General features: G+C 39.9%; 13 protein-coding genes and 1 rRNA gene. 5 read left to right on the plus strand and 9 right to left on the minus strand.

The window, feature by feature from the left end; all coding sequences use genetic code 11:
* Positions 1-258: 258 nt before the first annotated feature.
* From RCP16_RS18755 to dnaA, 9 genes are all read right to left on the minus strand, one after another.
* A 16S ribosomal RNA gene (locus RCP16_RS18755) occupies positions 259-1,813 on the minus strand.
* Positions 1,814-2,310: 497 nt separating this feature from the next.
* Positions 2,311-3,417 (minus strand): HD-GYP domain-containing protein, encoded by a 1,107-nt coding sequence (locus tag RCP16_RS18760; RefSeq protein WP_308641023.1) that lies wholly within the window; start codon positions 3,415-3,417, stop codon positions 2,311-2,313.
* A 241-nt stretch (positions 3,418-3,658) separates the two neighbouring features.
* Positions 3,659-6,208, minus strand: a complete 2,550-nt coding sequence (gene gyrA, locus RCP16_RS18765; protein ID WP_273592872.1) for a DNA gyrase subunit A — start codon at positions 6,206-6,208, stop codon at positions 3,659-3,661.
* Positions 6,209-6,522: 314 nt separating this feature from the next.
* Positions 6,523-8,442, minus strand: a complete 1,920-nt coding sequence (gene gyrB, locus RCP16_RS18770) for a DNA topoisomerase (ATP-hydrolyzing) subunit B (RefSeq protein WP_069326372.1) — start codon at positions 8,440-8,442, stop codon at positions 6,523-6,525.
* Positions 8,443-8,494: 52 nt separating this feature from the next.
* Positions 8,495-8,746, minus strand: a complete 252-nt coding sequence (gene remB, locus RCP16_RS18775; protein WP_069326373.1) for an extracellular matrix regulator RemB — start codon at positions 8,744-8,746, stop codon at positions 8,495-8,497.
* A gap of 15 nt (positions 8,747-8,761) precedes the next feature.
* A complete protein-coding gene (gene recF, locus RCP16_RS18780; protein WP_069326374.1) occupies positions 8,762-9,874 on the minus strand; it encodes a DNA replication/repair protein RecF in 1,113 nt (370 codons plus the stop codon).
* A gap of 17 nt (positions 9,875-9,891) precedes the next feature.
* Positions 9,892-10,110, minus strand: coding sequence for a S4 domain-containing protein YaaA (gene yaaA / locus RCP16_RS18785; protein ID WP_069326375.1), 219 nt, complete (start codon positions 10,108-10,110; stop codon positions 9,892-9,894).
* Between the two features lie 149 nt (positions 10,111-10,259).
* On the minus strand, positions 10,260-11,402 hold the full coding sequence (gene dnaN / locus RCP16_RS18790) for a DNA polymerase III subunit beta (RefSeq protein ID WP_308641024.1): 1,143 nt from the start codon (positions 11,400-11,402) through the stop codon (positions 10,260-10,262).
* Between the two features lie 209 nt (positions 11,403-11,611).
* Complete coding sequence (gene dnaA / locus RCP16_RS18795; protein WP_069326377.1) at positions 11,612-12,964, minus strand: chromosomal replication initiator protein DnaA; 1,353 nt, start codon at positions 12,962-12,964, stop codon at positions 11,612-11,614.
* Positions 12,965-13,628: 664 nt separating this feature from the next.
* Here dnaA and rpmH point away from each other — a divergent pair.
* The 5 genes from rpmH to mnmE all read left to right on the plus strand — a co-directional run bounded on the left by rpmH (position 13,629) and on the right by mnmE (position 17,509).
* The gene (rpmH, locus tag RCP16_RS18800) at positions 13,629-13,763 is read left to right on the plus strand and encodes a 50S ribosomal protein L34 (protein WP_069326378.1); all 135 of its coding nucleotides are present in this window, start codon (positions 13,629-13,631) and stop codon (positions 13,761-13,763) included.
* 121 nt (positions 13,764-13,884) lie between these two features.
* Positions 13,885-14,235: a ribonuclease P protein component gene (gene rnpA / locus RCP16_RS18805; protein WP_308641025.1), complete on the plus strand. Its 351-nt coding sequence runs from the start codon at positions 13,885-13,887 to the stop codon at positions 14,233-14,235.
* A 76-nt stretch (positions 14,236-14,311) separates the two neighbouring features.
* Positions 14,312-15,175: a YidC/Oxa1 family membrane protein insertase gene (locus RCP16_RS18810; protein WP_069326380.1), complete on the plus strand. Its 864-nt coding sequence runs from the start codon at positions 14,312-14,314 to the stop codon at positions 15,173-15,175.
* A 114-nt stretch (positions 15,176-15,289) separates the two neighbouring features.
* The gene (gene jag / locus RCP16_RS18815) at positions 15,290-16,021 is read left to right on the plus strand and encodes an RNA-binding cell elongation regulator Jag/EloR (RefSeq protein WP_069326381.1); all 732 of its coding nucleotides are present in this window, start codon (positions 15,290-15,292) and stop codon (positions 16,019-16,021) included.
* Between the two features lie 111 nt (positions 16,022-16,132).
* Positions 16,133-17,509: a tRNA uridine-5-carboxymethylaminomethyl(34) synthesis GTPase MnmE gene (gene mnmE / locus RCP16_RS18820; protein ID WP_308641026.1), complete on the plus strand. Its 1,377-nt coding sequence runs from the start codon at positions 16,133-16,135 to the stop codon at positions 17,507-17,509.
* The last annotated feature ends 92 nt before the right edge of the window (positions 17,510-17,601 follow it).

Consider the following 17,601-nt stretch of genomic DNA (forward strand, 5'->3'; position numbering starts at 1 on the left):
ACGGTGTATATTATTTCTCGCCTACTGCTGTTTAACACAGTCGTAGAGAAGAAACATTCTAAAACGCGATGTTTCGTTTTCGGTATCCAGTTTTCAAGGATCAACAGTTTGAAAGAGGTTTACTCTTTCAAAACTGAACAACGAGTGAGTTTTGCCATTCAATGAATGACCACAGATCCACCGAAGTGTTCTGCGTTTGTCGTTCTTCGAAAAGAACGACGTTCGAATGTTTCCGTTGCAGGAAACGATTCTCCATAGAAAGGAGGTGATCCAGCCGCACCTTCCGATACGGCTACCTTGTTACGACTTCACCCCAATCATCTACCCCACCTTCGGCGGCTGGCTCCTTTGCAGGTTACCCCACCGACTTCGGGTGTTGCAAACTCTCGTGGTGTGACGGGCGGTGTGTACAAGACCCGGGAACGTATTCACCGCGGCATGCTGATCCGCGATTACTAGCAATTCCGACTTCATGCAGGCGAGTTGCAGCCTGCAATCCGAACTGAGACCGGCTTTTAAGGATTGGCTCCATCTTGCGATATTGCTTCCCGTTGTACCGGCCATTGTAGTACGTGTGTAGCCCAAGTCATAAGGGGCATGATGATTTGACGTCATCCCCACCTTCCTCCGGTTTGTCACCGGCAGTCTGCTTAGAGTGCCCACCATGATGTGCTGGCAACTAAGCATAAGGGTTGCGCTCGTTGCGGGACTTAACCCAACATCTCACGACACGAGCTGACGACAACCATGCACCACCTGTCTCCTTTGTCCCGAAGGAAAAGACTATCTCTAGTCCGGTCAAAGGGATGTCAAGACTTGGTAAGGTTCTTCGCGTTGCTTCGAATTAAACCACATACTCCACTGCTTGTGCGGGTCCCCGTCAATTCCTTTGAGTTTCAGTCTTGCGACCGTACTCCCCAGGCGGAATGCTTAATGTGTTAACTTCGGCACCAAGGGTATCGAAACCCCTAACACCTAGCATTCATCGTTTACGGCGTGGACTACCAGGGTATCTAATCCTGTTTGCTCCCCACGCTTTCGCGCCTCAGCGTCAGTTACAGCCCAGAAAGTCGCCTTCGCCACTGGTGTTCCTCCACATCTCTACGCATTTCACCGCTACACGTGGAATTCCACTTTCCTCTTCTGTACTCAAGCTCTCCAGTTTCCAGTGCGACCCAAGGTTGAGCCTTGGGCTGTGACACCGGACTTAAAAAGCCGCCTGCGCGCGCTTTACGCCCAATAATTCCGGACAACGCTTGCCCCCTACGTATTACCGCGGCTGCTGGCACGTAGTTAGCCGGGGCTTTCTTCTCAGGTACCGTCACTCCGATAGCAGTTACTCTATCGGACGTTCTTCCCTGGCAACAGAGCTTTACGATCCGAAAACCTTCATCACTCACGCGGCGTTGCTCCGTCAGACTTGCGTCCATTGCGGAAGATTCCCTACTGCTGCCTCCCGTAGGAGTCTGGGCCGTGTCTCAGTCCCAGTGTGGCCGATCACCCTCTCAGGTCGGCTACGCATCGTCGCCTTGGTGAGCCGTTACCTCACCAACTAGCTAATGCGCCGCAGGCCCATCCTCAAGTGACAGATTGCTCCGTCTTTCCAAATTCGTTCAGGCGAACAAATCATGTATTCGGTATTAGCTACCGTTTCCGGTAGTTGTCCCAAGCTTGAGGGCAGGTTGCCTACGTGTTACTCACCCGTCCGCCGCTAAGTATCCGAGAAGCAAGCTTCTCATCAACTCCGCTCGACTTGCATGTATTAGGCACGCCGCCAGCGTTCGTCCTGAGCCAGGATCAAACTCTCCATAAAGTGTTTGACGTGCTCAAATCTAAAACTGGCGAGAACCGAAGTTCTCTATTTTTTAAAGGTCGGCTAAGACCTTCATTACTCACTCGTTGTTCAGTTTTCAAAGATCAAACATTTCGTTTTTCGTTGTCTATGTTTCTCGGTGACAACTTTTATATCATATCATGTTTTCAACCACTTGGCAAGCACTTTTTTTGAAGTGTTTTTTCAAGTTGTTTTCATATGATATTTTGTGGATGTTGTCGTTCGTTCGTGACAACTTTTATAATATATCATGTATCGAGTTAGATAGTCAACACTTTTTTTGAGAATATATTTTTATTATTAAACTACTTTGATTAGTACATCTTTTCTTTCTATATTATCGTTTCCTTCTATATAGAAAGAAAAGAGTAAATCATTTGCTCTTTATAGTAACAAGCAATAGATCTACTCTCTATATTCATTCATGTATCTTCTATATAACCTATCTTCTATAGATAGCAAAGAACGAATAAATCTTAACTTTTTTGCAATACTTCTTTTCGTTTAATAATCTCTTGTATAAACAGTTGATGATTTTCTATTAGATTATAGATCGTACCATCTACTGAGACTAGCGGACGTGTGGGATATGAGCGATCAGAGAAAATGATTTCTCCTATCAGACCATTACTTAGACGAACCATTGTCCCATTATGGAACTGTGTGACTTTGCTAATAAAGGTAGTTACGATTTTAGGATCTAATTTGCCAAAAGCTTCTGAATCGATCTGCTCAAGTACTAGATAAGGAGATTGTGCCTGGCTATATGTTTTGGAAAGCGTCATTGCATGAAAGATATCGGCGACACCAACGATTTTGGCATAGATATGAATCTGGTCAGCTTGTAGACGAAGCGGATACCCTGAACCGTCCACTTTCTCATGATGTTGTAGTGCTGCCAAACGTACGCCTTCACTAATCCCTTTAACGTTCTTGAGTAGCTCATAACCATACATGGTATGTCGACGTATTTCTTCGACTTCTGATGCTGTTAGCTTTGAAGGCTTTTGTAGAATATCCAAATCGATCTTGGCATTACCGATATCATGAAAAAGTCCTGCAAAAGCGACTTGCATCCCTTCATTTACAGGAAGCCCTAACCAATGAGCTATCTTATAAGAAGTGAGTCCGGTTAATACAGCATTATGATACCAATAATCTTGCTTGTTTATACTTTTAGGGTAGAAAGTGAGAATATTGTATTCTCTTGAGTATTGTAATAATTTCTCCATTTGGATGCGTAATTCCAACACAGGGATTTCAGTAACTGCGACATTACGAAATACATTTTTTAATAATGTAATCATCTTCTCATAATCTTTTTCAAAAGATAATACTTTTTGTATCGCTTTAACTTTTGCGCCGATCTCATTTAGAGCATTAGATTCTACAGGACGAGCACTTAATTCTTCTTTAGGACTTTTACCGTTATTAATTTCTTCTATTAAAAAAGCACGTAAAATTTCTATATCTTTGGGCATGACTGTTTTGCCTTTAGGAAAAAGCAAATTACCTTGAGTTGTGAATACATCGTGTGTAATTCGGACTCCTGGTGTTACATCATCAATTAATATCGCTACCATTGGATTAACCTCACTCTATTTTAAAATACTAAAAACCTTTAGATTGCATTATGAATAATTCGCTAGTTCTAAAAAGTTATGTATAAAATAGGGACTAAAGACTTGATTACTTAGACTTATTATATGCCGTATTTGTCATTTCTTCAATCTAATTTAGTAAACTTCTTAACTATTTTTAAATAAAAAAGAGAACTTTCTTTGGATAGAAAGTTCTCTCTTTATTTTGAATATTTAAAATATATTATTCCGCTTCTTCTGTATGATCTGTCGATGTTTCTGGGTTGTCCAGTTGTTGCACAGACTCTTGCTCTTCTGTACTACCTATTGCATCTTCAGCAAATACATCATCATCCGGTGAGTCGTCGTCTTCATTCTTATCTGTACGACAAATCGTAGCTACAGAGTCTTCATCACGAATATGAATCAATTTCACACCCTGTGTGTTACGTCCCATGGTGGAAATACCTTCAATATCCATACGAATCAATGTTCCGCTTGTGGTGATAATCATCAGATCTTCCTCGTCTTTAACAACTTTAAGACCTGCTAACTTACCATTCTTATCGGTGACATTCATCGTTTTGATGCCTTTACCACCACGTGTCTGAATACGATAATCAGAGCCTGGCGTACGTTTACCGTAACCTTTGGATGTTACAATCAATACTTTCTGATCATCATCCACGATATCCATACCGATCACTGCATCGCCTTCATCCAAGGTGATTCCTTTTACCCCTGTAGCACTACGTCCCATCGGACGAACATTGCCTTCAGAGAAACGAATCGACATACCATAAGATGTACCCATGATAATCTCTTGTTTGCCATCTGTTAATTTAACTTCAATCAGCTCATCATCTTCACGCATATTGATTGCGATCAGACCGCCTTTACGAATATTAGTATAATCGTCCAGACGTGTTTTCTTCACGACACCTTGTTTGGTTGCAAAGAATAGATGCTGATCTCCTTCAAATTGCTCTACAGAGATTACGGCATTTACCGATTCGCCTTGTTCGATTTGAATAAGGTTGATCACCGGTGTTCCACGAGCAGTACGGCCCAATTCAGGAATCTCATAGGCTTTGATGCGGTATACTTTACCTTTGTCTGTAAAGAATAACAAATGGTTATGAGAATTGGTTACAAAGAGATGCTGCACAAAGTCAGTATCTTTCATATCCATCCCAATAACACCACGTCCACCACGTTTTTGACTACGGAATGTAGTGACTGGTGAGCGTTTGATATACCCTGTATGAGTTACTGTAACAATAACTTCTTCTTTAGGGATCAAATCTTCATCCAGAATACTTTCTTCGCCAACTGTGATCTCTGTACGGCGCTCATCACCAAAACGTTCTTTGATTTCATTAAGCTCTGTACTGATAATTTCAAGAACAAGATCTTCATTTGCCAAAATTTCGCGGTATTCAGCGATTTTGACTAATAATTCATTGTATTCGTTCTCGATCTTCTCACGCTCTAATCCTGTTAAACGTTGCAAACGCATATCCATAATCGCTTGTGCTTGTTCCAGACTTAGAGAAAAACGCTCAATAAGGCTTTCACGAGCCACATCACTGGTATTGGATGCACGAATCATACGAATAACTTCATCCAGATTATCTAAAGCTATACGCAAACCATCTAAAATATGAGCGCGTGCTTCTGCTTTTTTGAGATCATACTGTGTACGACGACGAATAACCTCGATCTGATGCTGAATGTAATGATGTAATACTTCGCGTAAAGTTAGCAATTTAGGTTCATTGTTAACGATAGCTAGCATGTTCACACCAAATGTAGATTGCATCGCTGTATGTTTGTACAAGTTATTTAGAACAACACTTGGATTCACATCACGGCGTAATTCAATAACGACACGCATACCGTTACGGTCAGACTCATCACGTAGATCGGTAATGCCTTCGATTCTTTTTTCGCGTACCAATTCAGCAATTTTCTCAACTAGACGAGCTTTGTTGACCTGATAAGGCAATTCATTAACAACAATACGAGCTTTGTTGTTATTTTCTTCGATCGTTGCTTTGGCACGCATCGTTACTGATCCGCGACCTGTTTGATAGGCTTGACGAATACCCGAACGTCCTAAGATATAACCGGATGTTGGGAAATCAGGGCCTTGAATATAATCCATCAGTTCCATCGAAGTAATCTCTGGATTCTGGATCATAGCTTGTACACCATCAATAACTTCGCTTAAATTATGCGGAGGAATATTGGTAGCCATACCTACAGCAATACCAGATACACCGTTCACTAATAAGTTAGGGTAACGAGCAGGTAGTACAATCGGTTCTTTTTCTTCACCATCATAATTAGGCGCAAAGTCGATCGTTTCTTTGTTGATATCACGTAACATTTCCATAGCAATTTTGGACAAACGTGCTTCGGTATAACGCATTGCTGCTGCCATATCGCCATCGATCGATCCAAAGTTACCATGACCATCTATCAACATATAGCGCATAGAGAAATCTTGCGCCATCCGTACCATTGTTTCGTATACAGCCGAATCACCATGCGGGTGATACTTACCAATAACTTCACCGACGATTCTTGCTGATTTCTTGTACGGTTTATCTGGAGCCATACCAAGCTCTGACATGGCAAATAATATACGCCGATGCACAGGTTTCAAACCGTCACGTACATCAGGCAAAGCCCGGCTCACAATGATGCTCATTGCATAATCCATAAAGGAATCACGCATTTCTACACCAATGTCCCGATCTTTAATTTGCGAAATCTTTTCTTCCGCCATGTTAAGCTTAACCTCCCTTATTGCAGCCTTCGTTTTGCTTGCACAAATGCTTGCTTATACAATGTATAAAATAAGTTGCTTGTCGCCAGAATATGGTTAAAAGTTGCTACTCTGTACTGTGTTGTCCGCTCTAGCTATGCTTACGACTACATCACTTTATTATACCATTTTTCTTGAATAATGTCCTGTATTTCATCATGATTTTCAAAGCTTTTGTAAATATAGTTGCTACAAAAATAAAAGAGCATCTGTATACAACAAGATGCTCTTTATCTACTGCATATTTATATCGTTACATTGATAAATAATAGGAATTAAACATCAAGATTGGTCACGTATTTAGCGTGTTCTTGAATAAAGTCACGACGCGGTTCTACGTTATCACCCATCAACGTATCAAAAATCGTATCTGCCAAAATCGCATCAGGAATACTGACTTGTAACATAATACGACTTTCAGGGTCCATCGTTGTTTCCCAAAGTTGAGTTGCATTCATCTCACCCAAACCTTTGTAACGTTGAACATTGAACTTAGCATTTTCGCCAAAACCAGCAATGATCTGATCGCGCTCTTTTTCAGAGTTAGCATAGACCGCTGTTTTGTTGCGTTCTACTTTGAATAAAGGCGGTTGTGCAATATAGATATAGCCCGCTTCTAGAAGCTGACGCATATAACGATAAAAGAAAGTCAACAATAGTGTACGAATATGAGCACCATCGACATCAGCATCAGTCATAATAATGACTTTGTGATAACGTGCTTTGGAAAGATCAAATTCTTCACCAATCCCTGTACCTAGAGCTGTAATAATCGCTCTAATCTCGGCATTACCTAGAATACGATCCAAACGTGCTTTTTCAACGTTTAGAATTTTACCACGCAATGGCAAAATCGCTTGGAAGTGACGATCACGTCCTTGCTTCGCTGATCCACCAGCAGAGTCACCTTCGACAATGTACAATTCGCTGATCGAAGCGTCTTTGGAAGAGCAGTCTGCCAGCTTACCGGGCAAAGCACTGACTTCTAGTACACTTTTACGGCGAGTCAATTCACGCGCTTTACGAGCAGCTTCACGTGCTCTAGACGCCTGTAAAGACTTTTCAAGTACACGACGAGCAACCGCAGGATTTTCGTTCATAAACTCTTGTAGCTTCTCTGAGAAAAGAGATTCAACAATACCACGAACTTCACTGTTTCCTAGCTTGGTCTTCGTCTGTCCTTCGAATTGAGGCTCAGGGATTTTGACAGAAATAATCGCTGTCAGTCCTTCACGCACATCTTCACCTGTCAGATTACCGTTATTGTCTTTGAGCAATCCGTTACGACGAGCATAATCATTAATAATACGTGTTAGTGCACTCTTAAATCCAGATTCATGAGTACCACCTTCATGCGTATTAATGTTATTAGCAAAAGAATAAATATTTTCTGCATAACTCTCGTTATATTGCAAAGCCACTTCAACTTGAATCATGTCACGTGAACCTTCAACATAGATCGGTTGTTCATTCAGTACTTCACGATTTTTGTTCAAATATTGAACGTACTCGATAATACCGCCTTCGTATTTAAAGGTGTTGGTTACACCTGTACGTTCATCTGTAATCGTCATTGCTATTCCTTTATTCAGGAAAGCTAATTCACGAATTCTACCAAGCAATGTGTCGTAATCAAATACCGTTGTTTCTGTAAAGATTTGAGAATCAGGTTTGAATGTAACCGTTGTACCTGTATCTTCATCTGCTCCCATTTCTCCGATGACTTTGATATCATACTGAGGAGCTCCGCGCATATATTCTTGTTGATGAATTTGACCTTCGGTTTTGACAACCACTTTTACATGTTCAGACAATGCGTTTACAACAGAGATACCTACACCATGCAGACCGCCTGATACTTTATATCCTCCACCGCCGAATTTACCACCAGCATGTAGAACAGTCATAACAACTTCTAGTGCAGAACGTTGCGTCTTCGCTTCGATCCCTACAGGAATTCCACGTCCATTATCGACAACAGTTACACTATTGTTTTCGTGAATAGTCACTTCAATATGGTCACAATGACCTGCAAGTGCTTCATCGATACTGTTATCTACGACTTCCCAAACCAAGTGATGAAGACCCTTAGAGCTTGTGGATCCAATGTACATACCCGGACGCTTGCGAACCGCTTCTAGTCCTTCAAGTACCTGTATCTGGCTCGCATCATAAGCCGGTTGATTCATAGACATGCGATTTTCACCTACTTCTATAATTTCAGGCAGTTATATCCCATAACTGCGTTCATGCATTAACAAAAAAACTATTTGCTCGCTTTTTGAGCGTCGAGGAAGAGATAGGGGAGTAGTACACTTTGTTTTTAGTGACTACGATCGATTTGGGTTCTTCTTCACCAATCGATTCTACTTTTTTATTTTCAAGAGCATTATTTACAAATTGCTTAGAAATTTTGGAAGACTTTTCGATCGATATATCAAAAATCGCGACAAGCTCCGAGGAACGGATAATCTTCTCGCCGCCCAAGTGAATATACATAGTCTGTAGTCCTCCCTACTTCTCAACGTGTCCTTGATGGACATGGAAAATCTGAGCTTCTTTAAGACGCTCTGTATTTAAACTTTCGATTCCGGTTGCTGTAATAAATGTCTGCACTTTACCTTGAAATGTCTCAATCAGTTGCGTCTGACGATAAGGATCAAGTTCAGATAGTACATCATCCAGCAGAAGAATAGGGTATTCTCCAATTTCTTCACGTATCAGTTCAATCTCTGCTAGTTTCAATGACAGGGCGGTTGTACGCTGTTGTCCCTGAGAACCAAAAACAGCTGCTTCATTGCCATTGATATGAAAAGTTAAATCGTCACGATGTGGACCTGCAAGGGTTGCTCCACGACGATATTCCTGTTCTTTCACTTGTGATAATTTTACCATAAATTGCTCAAATAAGACAGCTTCATCTTCCTCATCTGCGGTTCCGAACGATGGGACATAAGAAAGAACCAAATTCTCTTTGCCACCAGTTATCCCCATGTGGATAGTTTCTGCCCAACCTTGAAGCTTGTGGATAAAGTGTTTTCGTTTTTTGATAATTTTGACTCCATGTTCAACCAGTTGTTCATTCCAGATATCGAGCATCGTTGAATCTTTAGAGCCTGAACTCCATGCTTGTTTTAAATAATTATTACGCTGTATTAAAATTTTCTGGTATTGCTGCAAATGAAAAAGGTAACTGGGTTGTACTTGACCAATCTCCATATCTAAAAAACGGCGCCGCACTCCAGGAGATCCTTTAACAATCTCCAAATCTTCAGGCGCAAACATAACCGCATTGATCGTCCCTACAAATTCACTTAATTTGCGTTGTTCCAGACCGTTGATTTTAGCACGTTTGCCTTTACTCGTAAAGTTTAACTCTAGCTTTACTTTGCCATATTTTTTTTCAGCTTCACACGTAATTCGAGCTTGCTCTGCGTGAAAAGCAATCAGTTCTTTATCTTTATTGGTTCGGTGAGATTTGGAAAGTGCTAAAACGAAAAGAGCTTCGATCAAATTTGTTTTTCCTTGAGCATTTTGCCCGATAAACAAATTGACCGCAGCGAAGGAATCCAGTTGGAGATGATCATAATTGCGATAATTTTGCAGACTGACTTGGTTAATAAACATGGATGAGGTCCTCCAGATTATTGTTCACTGTGTACTTTGTATGAACCTTCTCCCTGTACCTGAATTTCATCTCCAGGATACAATTTACGACCACGACGTTCTTCCAATTCTCCGTTGACTTGTACCATTTGCTCTTGTAAAAGGGCTTTGGCACTTCCTCCTGTGGATATACAACCTGCTAATTTTAAAAATTGATCCAGCTTAATATATTCTGTTGATATCGTTATATTTTCCATGTGAAAAGTATCGTCCTTTCGTGTAGCAACATAGGTTGTGGATATGAATAGCCAGGTATTTATCAACGGTTCTCATGATGTGAACAGATCAGGAACTTGTTGCAAAATACCTGGCTATTTTATTTAATCCTTTATTTTGAGCTATTGGATTAGTTGGTTGTACGGTAAGGCAAAATAATATACAGGCTACGGCTATCATCTTGTGGCTTGATGATGATCGGGCTCATTACCCCTGTAAATTGAATCGCTAATTGTTCACTTTCGATCACTTTTAGCACATCCAACATATATTTGGAGTTGAATGAAATGCGTAAAGGTTCCCCTTCAAAACGAGAAACTTCAAGTTGTTCGGTTACTTTACCTAACTCAGAAGAGCTAGAAGAGATTTCAACGGCTCCATTGTCCAATGTTTGCATACGCACAATATTGGTTTTTTCTTCGCGAGATAACAAGTAAGCACGATCAATTGAATCTGCTAATTTTTTGGTATCAATCACGATTTCTGTTTTGAAATTGGTCGGAATGATTTTAGACGTATCAGGATACGTACCGTCGAGTATACGGGAATAGAAAAGAACACGATCAATTTTAAATAATACCTGATTATCCGCAACAACGATATCTAATAATGTGTTTTGGTCAGGAATAATTTTGCTGAGTTCGTTTAACGTTTTACCTGCAATAACGACATTGCTAAAACGCACTCCTGTATCTTCGCTCATGTGAACGGTACGACTTGCTAACCGATGGCGATCAGTAGCAACGAATTTAAGTTCACTTTCGTTCAAATTCCAAAGTACCCCTGTCAAAATAGGAGTAGTTTCTTGGGTGGAAATAGAAAAAGCCGTTTGCTTGATCATATTTTTGAGCAGATCGCCCGGGATTGAGATTTGTTGGTTTTCTTCGATGCTTGGCAAAACAGGGAATTCTTCTGGATCAAGACCTACCAGTTGGATATCTGTAGCACCTGAACGAATAAACGTTTGGAAACCATCACGAACTTCCATTTCGATTTCAGAAGAAGGTAGTTTTTTGATAATTTCAACGAAAAATTTAGCAGGTAAAACAACGCTGCCTGCACGATCGATTTGGACGATTGTTTTGGCATTGTCTTCAGCAGGAATAAACGATTGGATCGAAATATCTGTATCGCTGGCCGTTAAAGTTACACCTGTATACGAAACATCAAATTTGATGCCTGTCAAAATAGGGATTGTTGTACGGCTAGAAATAGCTTTGGAAACATGTTGTATCGATTCATTCAAATAACTTTTGGAAATTTGGATCTTCATGGTTTCACTCCTAATCAGCAAGGTTCATCTTTATCACAAATGTGTTAAGTCATTTGATGAATTTCAGAATGTGTTTTTATAAGAAGAATATATATAAATCTTTATAGTAATCGTAGTAGGGGCAGTGGATATGTGGATAACCCCCTCAAACCCACGTGTAAGTAAGCCTATCCACATGTGTATAGATTGTGTATAGGCTTGTGACTTATTCAGGATGGATTTTTAATCTTTTCCGTTAAGTTATTCACAACTTTGAATAACTCCTGATCAATCTTAAGCGTTCTTGAAATTTTCTCATGAGCATGGATAACAGTCGTATGATCTCGTCCTCCGAAAGCTTCTCCAATCTTCGGCAAAGAATAATCTGTTAATTCCCGTGACAAATACATTGCAATTTGACGTGGATACGCCACCGCTTTGGTTCTTTTACGCGCTTTAAAATCTTCCATTTTCAAATTATAAAATTCGCCAACTTTTTGTTGAATATCCTGAATCGTAATCATTCGTGGACGGCTGGACGGAATAATATCTTTGAGTGCTTCAGCAGCAAGATGAGAAGTTACATCTTGGTTGGTTAACGACGAATAAGCCACAACACGAATCAAAGCGCCTTCTAGTTCACGAATATTCGTATCGATCTGGTTAGCAATATAGACCATGGCTTCGTTGGGAATATCTAAATTCTCCGCTTTCGCTTTTTTCCGCAAAATAGCGATGCGTGTTTCTAGATCTGGAGGCTGAATATCAGTAATCAATCCCCATTCAAACCGCGAACGAAGTCTTTCTTCAAGCGTTGGAATCTCTTTTGGCGGGCGATCACTAGAAATAATGATCTGTTTGCGTTCTTCATGTAATGCATTAAACGTATGGAAAAACTCTTCTTGCGTCTGTTCTTTGCCCGCTAAAAATTGAATATCATCAATCAATAAAATATCAATATTACGGTACTTGTTTCGGAAACTTTCCCCGCGGTTGTCACGAATAGCGTTAATAAACTCGTTTGTAAATTTTTCGGAAGAAATGTATACCACTTTGCTATTTGGATTATGTTCCAAAATATAATGTCCGATGGCGTGCATAAGATGAGTTTTGCCCAGTCCTACACCACCGTATAAAAATAATGGATTATATGCTTTAGCTGGTGCTTCCGCTACTGCTAATGAAGCAGCATGCGCAAATCGATTGCCAGCGCCAATAACAAATGTATCAAACGTATACTTGGTATTGAGCATATTAGCAAGTGGTTCTTCTCGCATCGAAATAGCAGGTTGCGATTGAGTCTGTGCAGGTAAAAGCGATTCTTCAGGAAGTGCTTCTTCGATCACAAACTTAACGTCTACTTGTCTTCCCAAAAATTCAAAAACGGTCGAACTTACCAATTTGGTATACCGGCTTTCAAGCCATTCTACAGCAAAAGTGGTTGGTGCTGAAATTACAATAGAGTTCTCGGTAAAAGTCAGCGCTTTGGTTGCTTTGAACCAAGTGTCAAAGCTAGGCTTGCTCAGCTTTGTTTGAATAATGGATAGTATTTGCTGCCATAATTCGGAAGTATGGCTGTCCACAGACTGTCACTCCTTTTAAACTTCCAATGTGTGGCTGAAGCCATGCGCGGATATCGGAAATATTGAAAATGATAATTATGATGAATGGCGTAGAATTATCCCCAGAATACCAGAAGGTGGATAAACTAAAAAAAGGATAAGAAGAAATTGTTCACAACTTTATCCACAGGCTGTTGATAATTTTTAGGTTAGAATAATCTATTCACAGTCAAAAACAATATAATAATACCAAAAAGAACCCTTTATTTCAACGAAAACCGATAATTTATCCACAAATTCAATCTGTTGTGTATAAAACTTATGCACACCACTAGATATTGTTTATAAATTGTTCGGAACAAACTTTTTGCTTGTGGAAGAATTTTTGAATTATACACAGGCAGTTTTTTAGAAAGTGTATAACTGTGGAAAAAAGAGGATCTATTTTAACCTGTGGATAAACGTAAAAAGGAATGATTTTTTGAACAGAAAGTAATGCGCGTGGACGATAAAAATAAACAGCGATAGCTCCCTCTTTATACATAGAAGTACCAACTGCAAAATGTAATAAATGAAATTTCATTGACTTATATAGACATTTCGTGTTTAAATGTATAAGGGAATTTTTATGTGAATAGAACCAATTAAATATGGAATATAGATTTCCTGCAAGGAGGTGCACAATATGAGACCAACATTCAGACCTAACGTAAGAAAACGTAGTAAAGTACACGGATTCCGTAAAAGAATGAGTACTAAAAATGGCCGTAAAGTGCTGGCGGCTCGTCGCCTTAAAGGCAGAAAAGTCCTAAGCGCGTAAATTACTTTAAGACCACTGCGGTGGTCTTTTTTTCTTTACACTAAAAAATACTAAAAAATTTTATATTTTACTATATAGAAGAAGTCCACTATCTTGTTTTTGAAATTAAGGGGAAATTACGGTGCAAAAAAAGCTGCGTTTACGAAACCGAGCAGATTTCAGCCGTGTATACCGTCATGGTCGTTCTTTTGCAAATCATCAATTTGTGGTGTACTGGTTTCACAAAAAAGATATTGAGCAATTTCGGATGGGTGTATCTATCAGTAAAAAGGTAGGGAATGCAGTGGTCCGTAATCGGATGCGTCGTATGGTGAAGGAAATTGTACGTCATCATGCTGCTGAGATTGTACCGCAGATCGATATGGTATTTATCGTACGTAAAGGTGCGCTTTCTCTACAATATAAGGAGCTTGAAAAAAGTATCCTTCATGTCCTACGTAAATCTTCTTTAATTAAGCGTTCACAACGGTAGTGCTATCAGTTTATTTGTGTTGCTAAATATGGTATGATTTGCAGGGAAATGGAATGGCTAAGAGAGGGGTTTTGAAGTGTCGTTATTGAAGATTCGCAGAGGAAGATGGATGCTCCTCATAGCTGCCGGATTGATGATGGCTATTTTAGCAGGTTGTACACCGACTAATATGGCAACGCATTCGACAGAGGATTTACAGAACGGAGGTTGGTGGCAACGTTACGTCGTGTACTGGTTTGCCTACGCTTTAGACACATTCGCTGATTGGTTTGGCGGGGAATATGGTCTGGCGGTTTTGGTTCTGGTGCTTATCGTACGTACATTGATTTTGCCATTGACGTTAAAACAAGTCAAAAGTTCTAAAGCAATGCAAGCAATTCAACCGCAATTACAGAAATTGCGCGAAGAATACAAAGATGATCCACAAAGACAACAAGCTGAAACGATGAAGTTGTTCCAAGAAAATCAGGTTAACCCGGCTGCCGGTTGTTTACCATTGATTATTCAGATGCCTGTTTTTATCGCTTTGTATAATGCGATCATTTATAACACAGGGCTTCGTGAGCACACGTTTTTATGGTTACAATTAGGTGAACCGGATAAATGGTTTATTTTGCCGGTTATCGCTGCAATCACCACATTCCTTCAAACTAAAATGATGATGAGTATGAACCCGGCGCAAATGCAGGGTCCTATGAAAATTATGATGTATATGTATCCAATCATCATTTTCGTCATGTCTTATCAATTCCCAGCAGCACTTCCGCTATACTGGGTATACAGTAACATCTACACAATCGTACAGAACTATTTCTTGTATCGCAACAAAAATACAGTGGTTACAGATCTTGGTGCAGTTACAGATACAACAAGTGCTGCTCGCAAAATTGCTAACAACAAAGCTCGTAACAAGAAAAAAGCGAAAAAGAAACGTCGTTAAGAAATACAATTGGAGCGCTGTTCCCCGGGGCAGCGTTCTAAATATACAATCAACTACTACGGTTGATCTATGATCTTACACTCTGAGCACCACAAGGGAGGGCCCAATTTCGAAATGACCACAGTCATTACGTCTGGAAAAACCATTGATGATGCTATAGCAGAAGGGCTTACCCGTTTAAATACGAGTAAGGAACATGTGCAAGTGCAAATATTGCAACAGCCGTCAAAAGGATTCCTGGGTCTATTTGGTGCAAAACCTGCCAAAGTAGAATTGACACTGTTGTCTCAGCCGACTGTGCATATTCCTTCTAGCTCTGCTGTCCCTGTCTCCTTGGAAGATCGTTCTACTGCATCTCCATCAACTACAGAGATAGCAGACAAGGAAGGCAGTGCATCCACTTATTCTCATGATGAAGCGATACAGTTCGTCAAAGAAGTCGGTCAAAGTATAGGTCTTGAATTGGAAGTCGATATTAAGCGTAACCGTGATGGGTATACCATGAACATCTCGGGTAGTGATCTAGGATTATTGATTGGTCGCCGTGGTCAAACGCTGGATGCTCTTCAATATCTAGTAAATATTGTAGCCAATCGTTACTCAGACAAATATGTACGCATTTTGTTGGATGCTGAAAATTTCCGCGAACGTCGCCGGAAAACATTAGAAGATCTAGCAGATCGTTTAGCAGGTAGAGTGATCCGTAGTGGTAAAGAAGTGGTACTGGAACCTATGTCTTCGCAAGAACGCAAAGTGATTCATGCCAAACTTCAAAACCATGCTCGCGTGAAAACGATCAGTAAAGGCGAAGAACCTAATCGCCGTGTAGTGATTACACTTCGATAATGAGTACACGTCATGCAATGATTTTTTGCCTTCGGGCAGAAGATCATTGCTTTTTATTTAGTTACAAGTATGTTCATTCATGATCTTCAAGAAAGAAGGGGAATCTTTATTATGATAAGTGATACTATTGCTGCTATATCTACTGCTGTCGGAGAAGCCGGGATAGCAGTTATTCGTGTCAGTGGACCACAGTCGATTATGGAAGTAGATCAACTTTTTCGAGGTAAACAATCATTAGTGGATGCGGATAGTCATACCGTGCATTACGGTTATATTATTGATCCAGATTCAGGCGAAAAGATGGAAGAAGTATTGGTAACAATTATGCGTGCACCTCGTTCATTTACAACCGAAGATGTAGTAGAGATTAGTTCTCATGGTGGGGTAGTATCTGTACGTCGCCTGATGGAACTATTATTACAACAACAGATTCGGATTGCAGAACCAGGCGAATTTACCAAACGTGCTTTTTTAAATGGACGGATCGATTTGTCGCAAGCAGAAGGTGTTATTGATTTGATTCGTTCGAAGTCAGATAAAGCTTTCTCGGTTGCACTGCGTCAGGTGGAAGGGAAATTGTCACGTCAAATTAAGCCATTGCAACAAATATTAATTGAAATGGTGGCTCATATTGAAGTGAATATCGATTATCCTGAACATGATGTAGAATCGGTAACTTCTGATTTTATTAAGCAAAAATCATTAGAAGTGATGAATGGCATTGATGAGTTATTACGTACTGCTAATGAAGGCAAGATTCTACGTGAAGGAATCACTACTGCGATTGTAGGGCGTCCGAATGTAGGTAAATCTTCGCTTTTGAATACGTTAGCGCAAGACAACCGTGCGATCGTTACAGATATTCCAGGAACGACTCGCGATGTGATCGAAGAATTTGTGACGATCAATAATATTCCTTTGAAATTATTAGATACAGCAGGTATTCGAGAAACGATTGATGTCGTGGAAAAAATCGGTGTTGAACGTTCACGTACAGCTGTAAATGATGCCGATCTTATCTTGTTGGTGCTTAATCATAATGAAGCTTTACATGAAGATGAAATTCAATTACTGGAACAGATTAAAGATCGCCAAGTGATTATTATTGTAAATAAAATGGATTTGTATCGCCAATTGGATCTTGTGAAGTTGGAAGAGTATTTCCCGAAAGAAAGTATTGTTACGATGTCTGTTAAAGATCAAAAAGGGATCGATAAATTGGAAGAAGCGATTTCGAATTTATTTTTTGGTGGTAAATTAGAGTCGGCTGATCTGACGTATGTAAGTAATGTTCGTCATATTGCATTGTTGAAGCAAGCGAAGCGTTCATTACAAGATGCTTATCAAGCTTCTGACGACATGATACCAATCGATTTGATTCAGATTGATGTTCGTCTAGCATGGGAGCAATTAGGTGAAATTATTGGGGATTCCGCTCCAGATTCATTAATTGATCAGATTTTCTCTCAATTTTGTCTGGGAAAATAAGTTGTGATACTGCGGTTTGAAAAATAAACATTTAAAAATTGCGTTAAATTTGCAATTTTATCACATGATTACAGTTGTTTTACGATATACTT

The sequence above is a fragment of the Paenibacillus nuruki genome (genome assembly GCF_963311185.1).
Classification (GTDB): domain Bacteria; phylum Bacillota; class Bacilli; order Paenibacillales; family Paenibacillaceae; genus Saccharibacillus; species Saccharibacillus nuruki.